This window comes from Fibrobacter sp. UWB7, from assembly GCF_900142945.1.
Lineage (GTDB): Bacteria > Fibrobacterota > Fibrobacteria > Fibrobacterales > Fibrobacteraceae > Fibrobacter.
In genome coordinates, this window is record NZ_FRCO01000001.1 from 313,380 (window position 1) to 329,298 (window position 15,919).

The 15,919-nt window shown below is 49.8% G+C and carries 11 protein-coding genes and 1 tRNA gene; 8 read left to right on the forward strand and 4 right to left on the reverse strand.

The genetic code is table 11. The annotated features are described in order from the left end of the window. The first annotated feature begins 34 nt into the window (after window positions 1-34). The 5 genes from BUC30_RS01265 (at window position 35) to BUC30_RS01285 (ending at window position 8,046) form a co-directional block, all read left to right on the forward strand. Complete coding sequence (locus BUC30_RS01265) at window positions 35-2,083, forward strand: sensor histidine kinase (RefSeq protein ID WP_073423168.1); 2,049 nt, start codon at window positions 35-37, stop codon at window positions 2,081-2,083. Next, window positions 2,080-2,802, forward strand: coding sequence for a response regulator transcription factor (locus BUC30_RS01270; RefSeq protein ID WP_244536424.1), 723 nt, complete (start codon window positions 2,080-2,082; stop codon window positions 2,800-2,802). Before BUC30_RS01265 ends, BUC30_RS01270 begins: the two co-directional genes overlap by 4 nt. 91 nt (window positions 2,803-2,893) lie before the next feature. Continuing rightward, window positions 2,894-5,323 carry a PQQ-binding-like beta-propeller repeat protein gene (locus tag BUC30_RS01275; RefSeq protein ID WP_244536425.1) on the forward strand — a complete coding sequence of 810 codons (2,430 nt, stop codon included), beginning with the start codon at window positions 2,894-2,896 and terminating at the stop codon, window positions 5,321-5,323. Between the two features lie 131 nt (window positions 5,324-5,454). Beyond that, window positions 5,455-7,188 carry an ABC transporter substrate-binding protein gene (locus BUC30_RS01280; protein WP_244536426.1) on the forward strand — a complete coding sequence of 578 codons (1,734 nt, stop codon included), beginning with the start codon at window positions 5,455-5,457 and terminating at the stop codon, window positions 7,186-7,188. Between the two features lie 60 nt (window positions 7,189-7,248). Further along, entirely contained in the window at window positions 7,249-8,046 is a 798-nt protein-coding gene (locus BUC30_RS01285; protein WP_073423172.1) for a CDP-alcohol phosphatidyltransferase family protein, read from the forward strand. A gap of 104 nt (window positions 8,047-8,150) precedes the next feature. On the opposite strand, the gene mpaA is transcribed toward BUC30_RS01285, so the two are convergent. The 3 genes from mpaA to ruvC all read right to left on the reverse strand — a co-directional run bounded on the left by mpaA (window position 8,151) and on the right by ruvC (window position 10,207). Further along, complete coding sequence (mpaA, locus tag BUC30_RS01290; protein WP_073423173.1) at window positions 8,151-8,849, reverse strand: murein tripeptide amidase MpaA; 699 nt, start codon at window positions 8,847-8,849, stop codon at window positions 8,151-8,153. Between the two features lie 108 nt (window positions 8,850-8,957). Then, window positions 8,958-9,641 (reverse strand): M15 family metallopeptidase, encoded by a 684-nt coding sequence (locus tag BUC30_RS01295; protein ID WP_073423174.1) that lies wholly within the window; start codon window positions 9,639-9,641, stop codon window positions 8,958-8,960. Continuing rightward, window positions 9,638-10,207 (reverse strand): crossover junction endodeoxyribonuclease RuvC, encoded by a 570-nt coding sequence (ruvC, locus tag BUC30_RS01300; RefSeq protein ID WP_073423175.1) that lies wholly within the window; start codon window positions 10,205-10,207, stop codon window positions 9,638-9,640. Before ruvC ends, BUC30_RS01295 begins: the two co-directional genes overlap by 4 nt. A gap of 384 nt (window positions 10,208-10,591) precedes the next feature. On the opposite strand from ruvC, the gene BUC30_RS01305 reads away from it, so the two are divergent. The 3 genes from BUC30_RS01305 to BUC30_RS01315 are packed head-to-tail and all read left to right on the forward strand — an operon-like array spanning window position 10,592 to window position 15,650. Then, window positions 10,592-12,475, forward strand: coding sequence for a CHC2 zinc finger domain-containing protein (locus tag BUC30_RS01305; RefSeq protein WP_073423176.1), 1,884 nt, complete (start codon window positions 10,592-10,594; stop codon window positions 12,473-12,475). Further along, on the forward strand, window positions 12,475-13,656 hold the full coding sequence (locus BUC30_RS01310) for a glycosyltransferase (protein WP_073423177.1): 1,182 nt from the start codon (window positions 12,475-12,477) through the stop codon (window positions 13,654-13,656). Before BUC30_RS01305 ends, BUC30_RS01310 begins: the two co-directional genes overlap by 1 nt. Continuing rightward, window positions 13,653-15,650 (forward strand): LTA synthase family protein, encoded by a 1,998-nt coding sequence (locus BUC30_RS01315; protein ID WP_073423178.1) that lies wholly within the window; start codon window positions 13,653-13,655, stop codon window positions 15,648-15,650. The genes BUC30_RS01310 and BUC30_RS01315 overlap by 4 nt, the downstream gene beginning before the upstream one ends. Before the next feature lie 114 nt (window positions 15,651-15,764). Here the strand turns inward: BUC30_RS01315 and BUC30_RS01320 are convergent. Continuing rightward, window positions 15,765-15,838: transfer RNA gene (locus BUC30_RS01320), tRNA-Pro, on the reverse strand. Window positions 15,839-15,919: the final 81 nt, after the last annotated feature.

A 15,919-nucleotide genomic window follows, 5' to 3' on the forward strand; every position in this document is an offset into this window, starting at 1 on the left:
CGGCACATATTCCATTTTAAGGAAATGGACGCCAATGCGGATATCTCGTAGCAACCTTCTTTTTCTTTCCTTTTTTGCAGGAGGAATTGTCTTACCGACGGCAATCCTCTCGTTCTTGAGTGTAAGGAACATCCAGAACGAAGCTTTCCTTGCTCAAAAGAACTTTAGCGAAAGTGTAGCGACATTCCGCGAAGAATGTGAATCGACCATCAGCAAAGAACAAAGCAAGATATTCCAGGAAGTCAAGTCCGCTTCGCTGTACCTTTACGAACAGCCGCATAGCCTACTCGACTTTGGAAATGCAACGCAGTTCAAGACGGTAAATGGCATCGAGGCGATGTTCCTGTACAACAACGGAACGCTCATCTACCCCGATATTTCGTCCAAGCATTTTTCGAAGACTTCAGACTACTCGAACAGCATCGCCAGTCCGTTTGAAAAAATGCTTTTCCGCGAAGAGGTCAATACCGCCATGCCGCAGCCGGCAAACCTCACGCGCTCCGCTCGCCAGCTGAGATTCTCTTTCGATTCAGTCGACGACCAGATTCAGAACATCTTGGGACTGGTTCGCATTGCCTACAAGACCAAAGACTACGACGAAGCGCTCCGTCTTTTGAATATCCTCGAGGAGCACCCACACCAGCAGGGCTACCTCCATTCAGACTTGACCCGCTCCGTCAACTTGCTGCACTTTGAAATTCTCGTCGCACAAAAGAAGCACAAAGAAGCCGAAGACTACACGATTGCAGTCTTAAACCAGTTCTTGCAAAGCGAGAACATCGAGAACCTCCCCTCGGCAAAGTTCTTCTTCGAAACCGCATTTACCCAGATTCTTTCTTTTGAAAACTTAAGCCAGGAAAAACGCGAAGCGTTCTGGAATTTGCGCGAGAACTTCAACCGCCAGCTCGGCTACATGGACATTTTCTTTAGCAACAAAGATATCGTCCAAGCTCTCTTGAACAAGGAAACGACTTCCAAGAGCGGCATCGACATCATGAGCGACAACAAGTCGACTTTCATCAAGATGAGCTACCCGATCCTCTCAGGCGACCAGGTGGTGCTAGCCAAGGTAAACATCGATGAATACCGCGAGCGCATGCGTTCCAAGCTCAAGACTTCGGCTCAAGGGTGGAAAAACATCCCTTACTCCATTACCGAAGGTTCTGACAAGACACTTATCCTCGGCCATGTTTCGGACAGTTCCGCCGTGATGGCTCAGATCATTTTAGACAAAGTCATTTCTTGGAATTTAACCTTATACGAAAAAGGTCTCAGCGAAATCAAGAAAGAAACGCGCAAGCGCATGTTCCTCATGTATGGGCTTTTGTCGTTCTCGCTGATTACAGTGTTGCTCGGTTCCATCGTGATGTTCCGATTCCTCACGCAAGAACACAAGCTCCTAGCCATGAAGGCGAACTTCCTTTCGAGCATTTCGCATGAACTCAAGACCCCGCTTACCTCCATCAAGATGTTTGCCGAAATGATGGCTCGCGGACGAGTCCAAAAAGTCGAGAAGGTGCAGGAATATTCGGGCCTTATCGGCAAGGAAGCGACTCGTCTGGAAAACTTGATAGGCGCCATTTTGAACTACACCCGCATGGAACACGGCAAAGGCGGTTTCCATTGGGAAAAGCTCGACTTTTCCGCCTGCGTGCAGAAAGTTTTCGATAACGTTGAAGACATTGGCGTCGAAAAAGGACTTTTATTCCATACAAAACTTGAGCCGAACCTATTTGTCATTGGCGATTATACAGCCCTTTACAGCTTGGTTCAAAACTTGATTGAAAATGCGATCAAATACACTAACGCTCCGGGCGATATTACCATAACGGTCGCCCCCGACGAAGACAGAGTCGTTTTCTCCGTGGCGGATACCGGTATAGGCATCCCGTCTTCGGAACAAAAAAATATATTTAATGATTTTTATAGAGTCGGTGACGAAATGACCCGCAGCACAAAAGGCTCCGGACTTGGGCTAGCCATCGTGAAACGCGTGGCAGAAACACACAAGGCAACCATTTCTCTCACCAGTAAACCCGGCAAGGGTTCCACCTTTACCGTACGATTCAAAAAGGCAGAATGATTATGCAACAACACAGAATTCTCATTGTTGAAGACGAAGAAATCATCCGGCTTGGGCTCCAGGACAACTTCGAGCTCGAAAACTACGAAGTCGAAACGGCATGCGACGGCGAAGAAGCTATCGCAAAAACGGACTCGTTCCAGCCACACTTGATTTTGCTGGATGTGATGCTCCCAAAGAAAAGCGGTTTTGAAGTCTGCCGCATCATCCGCAAGAAGCATCCGGAATGCATCATCATCATGCTCACGGCAAAGACCGAAGAAACGAGCAAAGTCGCAGGGCTCGACATGGGTGCCGACGACTACGTGACAAAGCCGTTCTCGATTTTGGAACTTTTGGCACGCGTGAAGGCGTTCCTCCGCCGAATCGACTTGCAGACGCAAGCAAGTCCGGCAAAGCAGCTTGCCTCCGTCGATGCCATTGACTTTGCAGACATCCATCTGGATTTCAAAAAATTCGTTGCCACAAAGGGCGGTGTTCCGCTGGAACTTTCCACAAGGGAATTCCAAATCCTCAAGTATTTCTGGCAGCGCCGTGGCGAAGTTGTATTACGCGAAGACTTGCTGCAAGATCTTTGGGGCTACACGCCGGACAACATGCCCTCCACACGCACGATTGACAACCATATCGTGAACTTGAGGCGCAAACTCGAAGACGACCAGGCAAATCCAAAGATTATCCTTTCTATCCGTGGAGCAGGCTACAAGTTCGATGCATAATCTTGGGCTAAAAGAAAACATATTCAAGGCGTGGATTCTTACAATCCTCGCCCTCTGTTCGCTGTTTTCTAACCAAGCGCTAGCGAGCAAGATGGCTTCGCAACTTCAGGAAGCCATCTACCTCTTCGAGATGAAAGGGGATGTCGATGACGCCATAAGACTGCTCGAAAAGATATCCCGACAGGGCGATGCCGATGACAAGGAATTCGCCTTTTTCTATCTCGGCAAAATTTACGATTTAGGGAGCAACAAAGCTCAGGCAAACCATTTTTATAGCCGAAGCCAGGCGTTTACCCAGAATACAAGCAAATCTTATTGGCTCGCCCAACGCGACGCCGCCACGAGTTTTGCCCCGGAAAGGCTCCTGCAAAAGACCATTCCGCTCCGCAGCCCCATCCGTAAATTCTTCGATGGAAAAAATGCCAACATCCTTTTCGAAAACGGTCATATCGCCAAAATCGAAAGCGGCATGATTATCGAAATCGCCTCAAAGCTCAACGAAAACGAGCACCTGCTGCAAATCAATGCCGACGGGATGTGGTTCCAGAATCCGACTCGTGATTCGCTCTTTTACAAGCCACACAACGCTCCTAATCAAGAAGTTTCTTTCGAAGTCAAGAACATTTCCCAATTTACAGCCACAAGCAATAACGCCATCGCCATCACAGACAAGGGCTTTTCCATAATCGACCGCAAAGGTTCTATCGTCAAGGGAAACACCGATTACGCCTCTTGCCAGCTCATAAACGATCAATTTATCAACGACAACTTTATTTTCAACTGCCCCGATAACGCACTCCACTTTGTTTCTGCAAGTACCGCCACAGAAACGTTTACGATTGCCTTATACGACATCATCCAAAAAGTATTCGTCTTCAAAAACCTCATATACCTGGTTTCCGGGAACGAACTGTTCTGCTATTCGCTGCAAAACACAAAGAACCCGCTTTGGAAAGTTGCCATCGGAAATATCGAAAGCCTCCAGAATTTTGAAAACAACATAGTCACGCTAGAAGCTTCTGGAAAAATTACCCTGTACAACAGAACGACAGGCGCCATTCTTTCAAGCGTCCGTGCAAACGCTTCAAACATATACACACTCGCACAAGGCACCCTCGGACTGTTTTCAAACGAAGGTTCCGTCATTACCGTCGATACTTTGCTCCGCCCGCTATGGGGGTTCAATTTTGCCAAAGCCCCCATGACGCAGCCCGTCGCCAAAAGACGTTTTATATACGTTCCTTTCGACAACAAAAAAATCTACGCCATCGACGCCCATTATTACGGTCAACGCCCACTATTCTCCAGCAAGCTTGCTTCACAGGCTGTACACTTAGCCAAGAGAAATCGTTGGGATAACATTTCCCCCATTCTCGATTCCATCATCAAGAACGAGCCAGGCAATGCCGAAGCACATTTCCTCAAGGCGTTTAACCTCGAGCGGAAAAAGTCGTCCGAAAAAGACCGTCAGAAAGCATGGGCAGAAGCAGTAAGACTCTCTACAGGCAGCCCGCAAATTGCTCGAATCGTCTTAAAGTATTACCGAAAAGTCATCGGAGCCACATTTGCAAGCCAACTCAGCGTTTCCCCGAAAACGCTATACCCTCAATTACTGGGTTCTAAAAAGAACATCTACACGGTAGACCCCGCCACCGAGCAGCTCATCTGCATCAATGCCGAAACAGGCGAACAGCGCTGGAGCAAGTACATCGGTAAAATCGGTAACGCCCCCGTCATCCAATCCGACGAGAATTCCATCGTGATATCAACGGGCTACCAGATGAACATTTACGACATGAACAAGGATTCGTTCAACAAGCCATTACAGCTGCCCGGCAAGGCATTTAACTTTACCATAAGCGGGGACTACATTTACGCAGCCACTTGGAACGGATTCTTGCTCAAAATTTCCCGTAACACCAACAGCATTGTCTGGTCGCGCAAAGTTTATTCCATGCCATTCCATGTTGTCAAGCTCAACCGTACGTTACAACTTTGCAACCTTGATGGGGAACTGACTCGCCTCAATGACGATAATGGGCTTACCATAGATAATACTACAAACAAAATCCAGGTCAATATCACCGCCATGGAAGGTATTGATTCGACACTGGTTCTCGTTTCCAGCACAAACAAGCTATTCTTGCAAAATACAAAACGCAAAGAATTCAGCCCCATACAAGTGCTCATGGAATACCCGATTATCTCAATGCAGGTGCTACGCGACCAAAACGAGGACAAAATCATCATCTCGCTTGCAGACCAGTCGATTCTCCTTTATTCGAACATCGGGACTCCTCTTTGGAAATTCCAAGGGAAAAAATCCATTTTCTCCAAGCCTTTTATCTACGATGGAAAAGCGTGGATTGACCAGGGTAGCGAACTTATCGCCATATCTATCAAAACTGGCAAAATCGTAAAGACATTCAACACGCCAGGCGGCGCGGGTACCCCCTTCATTTTGAACCACACCTTGTTTACAGCCTCCCCCAAGCACGTTCTTTACGCGTTCCCCCTCTAACTTGGAGTATGGTAAACTAAATTTTAGTGGTCATTTTTGCAAAATCTCACTACATTTAGCAAGTTCGTTTTTGCAGGATAACCATGACCGCTAATTTCAAAAAAATAGTGTCTCTAGGCAGCCTTTCCATAATGGCCGCTTTTTGGGCTACAGGTTGCAAAGACGACGTTTCAAAGACAGTCAAGACAAAGTTATCCGATTACCCCAGAAACGAAACTCTCTACGTAGGTGGTTTTGACTGGGCACCCCCAACGACGTTCAACCCGCTCGATCCAGACCCGAATTTCCCAGCGGATGGCAACATCCGACTCATGTACGAGTCGCTCCTCGCCTATAACCAGCTCACAGGGAATCTGGATCCAATGCTTGCCGATTCGTACAGCCAGACGGACTCGACCATTACCGTGCATCTGGACACAAGGGCAAAGTGGAATAACGGAGAAAAGGTCACCGTCGAGGATGTCGTTTACTCCTTCAAAATCGACTCCATTCTCCCGACTGCTCACCATAATAACTGGAAGCATATCAAAACCGTTTCTGCCGACAGCGAAAACCACATCACGTTCCAACTCGCCGCAAACAGAAACCCGCTCATGGTCCTGAATGCGATTGCCGAGACATCGATCCTCCCCAAGTCTGTCTTTGAACCTCTGCTCAATTCTGCAAAAAGCGGAAAGAGCTACAACATGGACAAGATTCTCGAATTCAAGAACGACTACCAACCGGTCGCTTCGGGACCTTATACCTTAGCAAACTACTCGCCCGACCAGATTGTGCTCACGCGCGTCGAAAATTACTGGAGAACGAGCAAATATGGTGGAAGAAAGCCCGCTCCCAAGTACATCATCCACCCGATTTACGACGGGAACGACAATTTCAATAACGCGATGGTCCGCGGGAATCTGGACGTATCCTCCATTTATCTCCCGAGAATTTGGGAAAAGACAAAGGACAGCATCCGCGCCTGGAGCCGTGTCGAACCCTACCACCTTCCGTCAACGATCACAGCCCTTGTCATCGCCACCACGAAAGAACCGTTTAACAATGTAAGTTTCAGACGCGCCCTCGCCCATGCCATCGACTTTGAAAAAATCAAGGCACGAGCGGTTTCAAACTACACCCCAGCTATGCAGCCCGGGTTCATCCTCCCATTTGGTATCGAAAAAAAGTACTTCAACAAGGAAGATGCCGACGAACTTGGCTATAGCTATAACACAGAAAAGGCTCGTGAGATTCTTTCCGAAGCAGGTTATTCCTGGAACGAAGAAGGCAAGCTCCTCGACAAGAAGAAAAAACTTGTCCGCAATATTTCTATAGAATGTCCGCAAGGGTGGACCGACTGGATTGACGCCATCAACGTCATCGCAGAATCTTTTGCAGAAATCGGCATTACGGCAACACCGAGCATCGTCGACTACGGCATTTGGGACATGAACCTCCGCAAGGGAACGTTCGACCTCGCCATGAAGACGCCACCCTCGGAGCATTCCATCGCCAATCCGTGGAACAGATTCTACCAGATGCTTAACAACGCCACCATCAAGCCCGTCGGCGAAGAATCCTACGCAAACCAGGGGCGCTTCCAGAACGATGAAATCAACCAGCTTTTAAACGACATCCCGACAATTTCGAATGAAGATTCTCTTACGCATGCCTACCAAGAGCTCAACAGGCTGTTTATGCAAACAGTCCCTGTGCTCCCAGTCATGTACAGACCGGCGACATTCTACCAGTTCTCGACCAAGCATTGGACGAACTTTCCGACAGAAGAAAACCCCTATGCACCGCCCAATAACCTCATTGTAGCGGCTGGCGTTAGCGCACTTTGGGAAATTGTGCCTGTCGAACCGCAGGATAATCAATAAAAAAGTTCCTCTTTTCCGGTAAAAAAATTATCTTTAGCACACCATTCTAAGGAGTATATCGTGGGAAAATTACGTTTTGTTTTGCCTAATACTTTCACAAGCCTGAACTTTTTGCTCGGTGTATTTTCCATTTGCTGGACAACCGGAGCGTTCGGTTCGTTTAGTACGGCAGACCAGATCCGCATGGGTGCCTACTTCGTCATGTTGTGTGCCCTTTTTGATAAGCTCGATGGCTTTGCCGCCCGCCTCGTGAACGCCAGTTCTGAATTCGGCGCCCAGTTCGATAGCCTTGCCGACTTGGTCGCTTTCGGTCTCGCCCCGGCATTCTGCGTTTTCTTCACCTACAAAATTTACGCACCGGAATGGTTCCAGAACCATGGGCTTCTGATGACGGTTGCACTTGCCGTTTACGTGCTCTGTGCCGCCATGCGACTCGCCAAGTACAATGCTTGCGATTCTGACACGTACCACCACCATTTCTCCGGCCTCCCCTCCACCTTTGCAGGCATGGTCAATGCAACTCTCATCGTGTTCCTCATGACCAAGGGCGTTTTCGCAGACTCCAACACGTTCCTCTTCTGGCTCCCGATTATCGTGTTTGTCGTTACAGGATTCTTGATGGTAAGCCCGTTGTTCCTCCCGAAACTCCAGCCGCGCAAGAACAAGGCATTCAACATTTTCCAGATTGTGCTGATTTTGCTCACCTACGTTGCCGGAATCCTCTTCTACAACCCGAAGGTGCCGTACATTCTCGAATACCTGCTCATTCTCGGTTCGAGCTACATGGTGATCGGTTTTGCAGTAGGCCTCATCTACCGCAAGCAGATTATCGAAGAAGCAAAAGCAGCCAAGAAGTAGGAAGTAGACAGTAGACGGTAGACAGTGGATAGCCGTCAGTCGCTAATTTGAAGTCATGCCCGCCGCGAGCGGGCATTTCTTTTTATGGAGATTATAGAAGCTTTCTAGCGCGACACAAAGCGTTCCAGGAATTCAGCGAACGTGCGACCATAGCGGTCAAACAATTGTTCTAGCGACATGCGCGGAAGTTCAAGCGTCACGCATTCCAAATGGTGTTCACCGCACCACGTCCCGAAGCTCCCTGGCGTTTTGTATCCAATGTCCGGTAGCCAAGGCAAGTTGAACGCATCCATCACGCGCTCAACAAGCGTAGTCTTTTGCGGGGCATCGACGCAGCCCATCGGGGCATGCATCGCAAGTACGCTCGCAGGATTCAGCGTTTCAATTAACGCAACAAGCGCTTGCGTTTCCGGTTCGCTTTCTGCAAATGCACCCGGCGATAAAAGCGTATCACGAGGCGCTTCGAGAATCGAGCGCGAACCGACCTTTTCCGTCGAGAAATTCTGCGTCTTGAAATTGCGGTTCAAGTCCACGCCGCCTGCGTTCCCGCGCGTTCCAAGAGCAACACCGTCCGGATTAGCGCACAGAATAAACGCAATAGATTCAAAAGACTCATCAAAAGCACGGAGCACGCGGCTCAGGAGAAACGTCGTCTCCGGCTCTTCGCCGTGAATCCCCGCCATTACAAGCAACTTGCATTCGCTCTTGCACGGGTAGTACAGCAGCGGCGCGCCCAATACAGAACGCCCATATTCAAGAGAAGGCAACCGGATAATACCGCGAGAATCTGGAGAAAATTTCATAATCAACTTAGCCTATAGTCTTTAGTCATTGGTCATTAGCATTTTTAATGCGGCGAAGCCGCCAAACTTGAAACTAATGACTATTGACAAACAACTAATAACGAAATTTTAGATAAAGTAAGGATAAATGTATTCCTCCGCGAGCTGCGGGAGATTCGCTAGTACAGAGCGTTTGCATTCCATGTCCGAGCGTTCATAGATGCTCCGGAGCGTATCCAGCGAGAAATGCTCCAAGCGCTTACGCGATGTCGGCAAGTGCGCAATGTGCCAACCTTCAGGCTTAATTTTTCCGCGCCCAGGAATGAACACACGGCTAAAGCCAAACGATGTTCCAGCTTCCATCCGAGACGTCAAAAACGCATGGAACTTCGCAAACATGCCACTGCACTCCGCAGGCGTGAGCTCAACCTCATAGCCCTCCGGGCACGCAGCTCCATCGACCACGTCGATGTCCGTCCCCAGATGGTGACGGCTCGCCCCCGGCAATGCCGACCATGTGAGAATCGCATACATCAGCTCTTCTTCGTCTTTCGGACGTTCCATCGGCTCGCCCTTTTCATTCAAGAGCTTGAGTTCACCTCGAGCCTTGCGGTTCCAAATCGAAAGTTGCTTTTCGAACGAGCGGTACGCCGATTCAATGCGCAGTTCAAAACCGTTCGCCTTGGCTTCGTTTGACAAAGCACGCAAGTCATCCACAATTTCGCGGTCTACAAAGTATCCCGGCTGGAATTCCACCAAGTCAGGCGTTCCAAGACCGTAGGGCAACAAATCCAGAGACAACAAGTCCGTCATTGAATCGTCCCTCCCATTTTTTCAATCAAGTCTTTCCACTGCTGTACCGTCGTTTTCTTTTTAGGTTTCGACTTTTTACCCAAAAGCGACTGAGCCAACGGAGCCGGGTTCGCATGAGTCCATGCAATCGCAAGCGCATCCGAAGCATCCAGCGGAAGGTCCCCGCCTGCGATTCCCAAATGCGCAAAAATCATATTCGCCACATGTTCCTTCGAGGCAGCACCATTGCCTGTAACCGCCTGTTTCACGACCTTCGGCGGGTATTCCTCGTACGTCATTCCGCGACGGTGGCACGCCACAAGTATCGCCCCGCGGATATGCCCAAGCACAAGCGCACTCTTCACGTTCTTCGCAAAGAACACGCCTTCCATCGCAAGCGCATCCGGGTGGTAATAGTCCAGGCGCTTTTCCAACTCCGTCACGATATGCACAAGCCTGTCTTCGAGATTTTTAGTGGCATTCGCGTGGAATGTGCCATATTCCAGCACCTGAATCTGGATGCCGGTCTTTTTCAAGAAAGCATATCCGGTCGTAATCGAGCCCGGGTCAATACCAAGAATAACCATAATCCAAAAAATAGATAAAGATGGGCTTATCGCCAAAAGCTTATAAAAAATTCAAGAATGAACTTCATGCGGGCGGGGCCCCAGCTCGGAGAATTCTTAACCCATCCTGGCGCAAGCGCCAACCTTACGGCTCAACCATGACCATACAAGTATGGTCGCGGCCCTCGCCTTTTAAGGTTGTGTCCGACGCTTTTATTTGTTCAACGAAGAATACTCATCCTATTTAAATCAATATCTCACTTACACCTTTAATAATATTCATTCATTAATAAGACCTAATTTTTATCACTAAGCAAGCATGAAAGACTAAAGAATTGCTTTTTTTTCAAAAAAAACGCATTTATGGGGGCGTACTTTATTAGATTTCTCTTATAGGAGGCCGCAATGCTGATTGATCAAGAACATGCAGAGTATATGAGAACCAAAGCTCACCCGAGGCAGCTGGGAATTCCCCTGAGCCGTTGGGGGCGCAACCTTATCGCCTGCTGTCCGTTCCACTCACCGGAAGAAACATCGCTGTTTTTCTACGATGCGCTAGGTTATTGGCGCTATCGCTGTCTCCAATGCGGTGCCGAAGGCGACTTGGTCGATTTTTTGATGAAGAGCCGCTTTAACGGCGTAGACGAACAGACCGCCCGTTCCGAAGCGTTTGAATTCCTCGGCGCACTCGACAAGGACATTGCGAACAGCCAGGATAGCGAACACCCGTGGGTCAAGGAAGTCGGTGGCGAAAAGTCCAAAGTGCTCGAATGCTTTGTGCGATACTGCCACTGGGCAGCCTGCAAGAGTCCCTCCTCGGCAAAGTTCCTCGAAGCCCGCGGCTGGAGCATTGGCCAAGCCCAACTTTACGGTCTCGGTTACTACAGCGGCGACCCGGAACCGTTCATCAGCTATTGCATGCTCTCCGGCATCGAACGCCACCAGATCAGTTTTTACCTCGACAACCTCGAAGCGTACCACGAACCGCGAATTACCATTCCGGCCCGTAATTCCAAGGGATTTATCCATTCCGTTTATGGTAGACTCATCGATGATAACGAAAAGAGCCATACCTACATTACGTATGCTTCCGGCCCGACCGTTATTCCGTTCAACATCCAGGCAGATAGCGAAAACCCCATTATCGTACAGGGATTCTTTGACGCGCTCACCGCTGACCTCGCCGGCATCCCGGGCGTTGTCTCCACGATGTTCCAAGAACTGAACATCAACCACCTGTACAAACTCAAAGCTTGCGGGGCCGAATCGTTCACAGTTATTTTGCGCCGCGAAGAAGACCGTCGCAATCAGGAACTCAAGATTCAGAAGTACTTGAAGCTCGCCGAACAAATGCACATGAGCCTCAAGTCCATCGTGCTCCCTAAGGACGAATCCGTTGATACGTTTGTCCGCAAGAACGGCGCCGACCAGCTCATCGACCTCATCGCCAATACCGAAGTCGATACTATTCATTCGCACCGCCGCTCCATGCTATTGCAGGACATCAAGGAGAACTTCGATACCGCAATGGCATGCCCGCCAGACCAGAGCGTAGGCTACAAGCTCAGCACATTCCCGAAGCTCACCAAGGAAATCGACGGCGTTCAGTCGGGATGTTTCTTTGTATCGTCTCAGCCATTCGGCCTCAAGACATTCTTGCTTTCGAGCCTTACGCTCGACCTTATCGAGAGCAACCCGAACCTCAAGGTCATTTACGTCGCTTACGAAACGCCGCGCCGCCAAATTTTTGACCGTTTCGTTTCCATGCTCATCGGCGAATCAATTTTGAACGTCCGCAAGCAGAATACGAATAACGAAATCAATAAAAAGATTTTGGATGCAACGCGCGAGCTCATGGGTTACGTGCGCAACAACCGTCTCGAAATCTGGGACGATATGCCGTCGCTTGACTTTAACGACTTGCTCAAGACGTTTAGCCAGGAACTCAAGGACCACCCGGACTTGATTCTCGTGATTGACGGTATCGACCACATGAAGATTACCGACCGTCCGGAACTCCCGGACATCCACGAGAAGCGTTCGTCCATCATGCTCGACTTGTACAAGGCGCTCGATATCCCGATATTCCTCGGTGGCGAGCTCATCGATTCCAACATGGGACTCCTTGGCCCGCGTGCATACCTCCGCGATTCTGACGCCATTTACTGGCTTACCGAAAAGGAGGGCGCATTGAATCTCTCCGTAGATTCCAAGCGCATGGGCACAAGCCGCGTGTACGAAGACAAGATTTTGATTGACCCACAATCTAGCCGCATGAAAGAAGCTTAATGTTTACCATTGTCGATTTTAACAACTTCTGGAGTCCGTCAGGAGGCGGAGTCCGCCGTTACCATTTGCAGAAAATGGCGTTTTACGAACGCCAAAACGAAGTCCGTTCCGTATTCGTGATGCCCTCGGCGAGCACTTATACAGAAACGCGAAGCGATGGTTTAATTATCGAACATGTGGAAGCATTCCGATTCCCCGGCAACTGGGAATACCGCTTCATGTGGAAGTCTAAACAAATTCGACCGATTCTTGAGAAGTACAAGCCGGATGTGATTGAAGTGGGCTCGCCCTACATTTTGCCATCCGCCGTGCGCAGCATTGCAAAAAAAGTTGTTCCCAATGCGGCACTGTTCAGCTTTTGGCACGCCGACTTCCCCGTGACTTACGTGGGGCGCCCCATCGCCAAAAAATTCGGCACAGGCGTAGGCGTTCTTTCCCGCAGAATAGCATTCTGGTACGCCAAGCAAGAATTTAAAGGCTACGATTGCGTACAAGCGTCTTCGAAAGAAGCGATGGCTCGCCTCAAGAAGAACGGACTCCCCGACCCGCGTTGGATTCCGCTCGGTTGCGACATCGATACATTCTCGCCAAGCCGCCGCGACGAAGCAATCGTAAACGAACTCAAGGATGGCGATCCGAATCGACTCACGATATTCTTCCCGCACAGGCATTGCAACGAAAAAGGCATTGACCTCGTTCTCGGCGCTTATGACATCTTGACGCAAAAGCTCGGACACGAGCCCGCCATTGTCTTTGCAGGCACGGGCCCAAGCCTCCCGCTCGTACAAGAAGCGGCCGCAAAATACAAGCACGTCAGCTATATCGGCTTTGTGAATTCCATCGACGAGATGGCTCGCTATTACGCTAGCGTCGACATGGGACTTGCACTTTCTGGCTGGGAAACTTTTGGTCTTTCGATTCTGGAAAGCATGGCAAGCGGGAACGCGCTCGTCGGAGCTGCCGCTGGAGCCGCATTCGAGCATGTCACAGAATCAGGCGCAGGCACAATCCTCAAGGAACGCACGCCCGAAGCATTGGCAGATGCGATTGTCGAGCTCTACCATTCCGACCTCACCGACAAGAAGATTAAAGCTCGAAAATACGCTGAAAAATTCAGCTGGAACGATTGCTTCAAGCGCCAGCTCGCTTTGTACAAAGAAATTTCTGGAAATAAGAAATGAAAAACTTTATACAGAAAATCGCCAAGTTCTTAGAGCCGTCCAAGAACTTGGTTTTAATCACTCTCGCATTCTGGGTCACGCACATTCTGCTGCGCGTGATGCTCTTGTTCCGCAGTAACCCTTACGGATTCCCGTTTGTTTCAAAGCCGGACTGGTTTATTTTCCACGCGATTTGCATCGACTTCATGTGGATTTGCAATGCGCTCGTGGTATTTATGGTGCTCGGCGGAATTGCCGCAAAGTTTAATAAAACAAAAATCACGACAATCGCCTACACGGTTTTCCATAGCGTCATTCTGCTCTTTACGCTCCTCGATAACGAAGTGATGCGTTTCCTCGGTGGGCATTTAAGCTTTGGGCTTATGGACACGTACAAAGACACTTCGTCCATCGCCATGTTCTACGACTACGTGGCAAACGACTTGTCCGTTCCGTACTTGCAGTTCGTCGTACTTGTGCTGATGCTCCCGCTCACCTACGGTCTATACAAACTGCTGTACAAGCATTACCGCACGCCTGACGGATTCCGCATGAAAAAGTCCGTCATCGCAATGGTCATTTTCTACATTGCCTCGTACTTATTCGTTTATTTTATCTGGACTGGAAACGCCCGCATGGCAAAGCTCCGTCCAGTCGTATCGCTCGTCTACAACGATTTATTTGTCACTAAAAAAGTTGCAGGTCTTACAGAAAAAGAGCTTGCCACCTACCGAACCTCCTACCAGAATTTGTGGCAGCGCATTGAAGGCGATAGCCTTTGGAAATTCTCGGACGCCAAGGAAGGCCACGGTCTCCCGCTTTACCGAGTCCCAACCGCAGAACTCCAGAACAGCGAAAAGCTCGCCGCCCAGCGCGAAATGAAGCCAAACTTTATCCTCGTGCTTATGGAATCGCATCGAGGACTCAATACAGGCTATATGAATCCGCAGATTCAGCCCTCGCCCACGCCGTTCCTTGATTCGCTCGCCGCCAATTCACACGTGTGGATGCGCATGCACACCAGCGGCGTTCCGACCACAGGCGGCGTCCTTTCGACGCACCTCGGCATCCCGCACCACTCCAGACTCGCGCAAGCCACCGACCTTGCACATGTGACGCTCCCGAGTTTCGTCTCGGTGCTGACCGAGAATGGCTACAGCACGCATTACATGTCTGCCGCAGACCCCGCCTGGGATAACCTTGGCGTCTGGATGGCAAAATGGTACACCGCCGAACATTACAGCCGCGAACGCGAAGACGATTCGACCTTCATGGACCATGCCGCAGAATTCGTACGCGACACGCTTTCCAAAGTTGGTAAGCCGTTCCTCGCCACGCTTATGACGCGCTCCAACCATTACCCGTTCAACTTTGCCGCCGGCATGACCGAAGAAGAAAAAGCGCGCCCGTTGCAAGAACGCATCAACGTCACGATGAATTACGCCGACAGGCAGCTCGCCCGATTCATCCGCGCCATCCAAAACGAAGAATGGTACAAGAACACCTACGTCATCATCATGGCTGACCACGGATTCCCCTTGGGTGAAAACGGCGTTTCGACCATGAACGGCGGCGGATTCTCGAACATCAGCTGGATTCCGTTCTTTATCCACGGCAAAGGACTCGACGCAACACGCGACACAACGACAGCCGCTCAAATCGACATCGCCCCCACCGTGCTTGAACTCGCCGGCTACGCCGTCCCGAACATTTTCATGGGACACAACTTGCTGCGCGACACAGAAACCATTTTCAATGCAGATAGCACGAGCGTTAAAAAGGAACGCGCAGGGCTCTCGCTAGGCGCTTACTCGGGCTACTCCGCACTCGGCCTCGACAACTACCGCGTTGTTTCCAAGACCGCTAGCAACGACGAAGTCTACCTTTTTAACGATGGAGACATGCGTCAGGAACACGACCTCGCTAAAACAGAAGCCGAACGCACTGCCAAAATGCATGCCACGCTCGACACGCTCATCAAAATTTCGGATTATTCGCTCGAACACGGGCTATAATTCGCGAAACGCGCGTACAAGACGCGCGCAATCCAAACGGCACATATCAAGATGCGCGCTCAAAGCTCGCAAGCTATAACGCAAAAAAGACTCGTCAATGACGAGTCTTTTTAGTCGGGATGACTGAATTCGAATCAGCGACCTCTTGAACCCCATTCAAGCGCTCTACCAGGCTGAGCTACATCCCGAGGTCTCTTACAAGAGTATGCCAAAGTTAGTTAAACCACGATATTTTTTCAAGGCAAGCTACCGAAAAAAGCAATAATTAG

Coding starts and splice junctions, on each gene's coding strand:
- BUC30_RS01270 (WP_244536424.1), top strand. CDS start 2,080: ATGATTATGCAACAACACAGAATTCTCATTGTTGAAGACGAAGAAATC.
- ruvC (WP_073423175.1), bottom strand. CDS start 10,207: ATGGTTATTCTTGGTATTGACCCGGGCTCGATTACGACCGGATATGCT.
- BUC30_RS01265 (WP_073423168.1), top strand. CDS start 35: ATGCGGATATCTCGTAGCAACCTTCTTTTTCTTTCCTTTTTTGCAGGA.
- BUC30_RS01275 (WP_244536425.1), top strand. CDS start 2,894: ATGGCTTCGCAACTTCAGGAAGCCATCTACCTCTTCGAGATGAAAGGG.
- mpaA (WP_073423173.1), bottom strand. CDS start 8,849: ATGAAATTTTCTCCAGATTCTCGCGGTATTATCCGGTTGCCTTCTCTT.
- BUC30_RS01315 (WP_073423178.1), top strand. CDS start 13,653: ATGAAAAACTTTATACAGAAAATCGCCAAGTTCTTAGAGCCGTCCAAG.
- BUC30_RS01305 (WP_073423176.1), top strand. CDS start 10,592: ATGCTGATTGATCAAGAACATGCAGAGTATATGAGAACCAAAGCTCAC.
- BUC30_RS01280 (WP_244536426.1), top strand. CDS start 5,455: ATGGCCGCTTTTTGGGCTACAGGTTGCAAAGACGACGTTTCAAAGACA.
- BUC30_RS01295 (WP_073423174.1), bottom strand. CDS start 9,641: ATGACGGACTTGTTGTCTCTGGATTTGTTGCCCTACGGTCTTGGAACG.
- BUC30_RS01310 (WP_073423177.1), top strand. CDS start 12,475: ATGTTTACCATTGTCGATTTTAACAACTTCTGGAGTCCGTCAGGAGGC.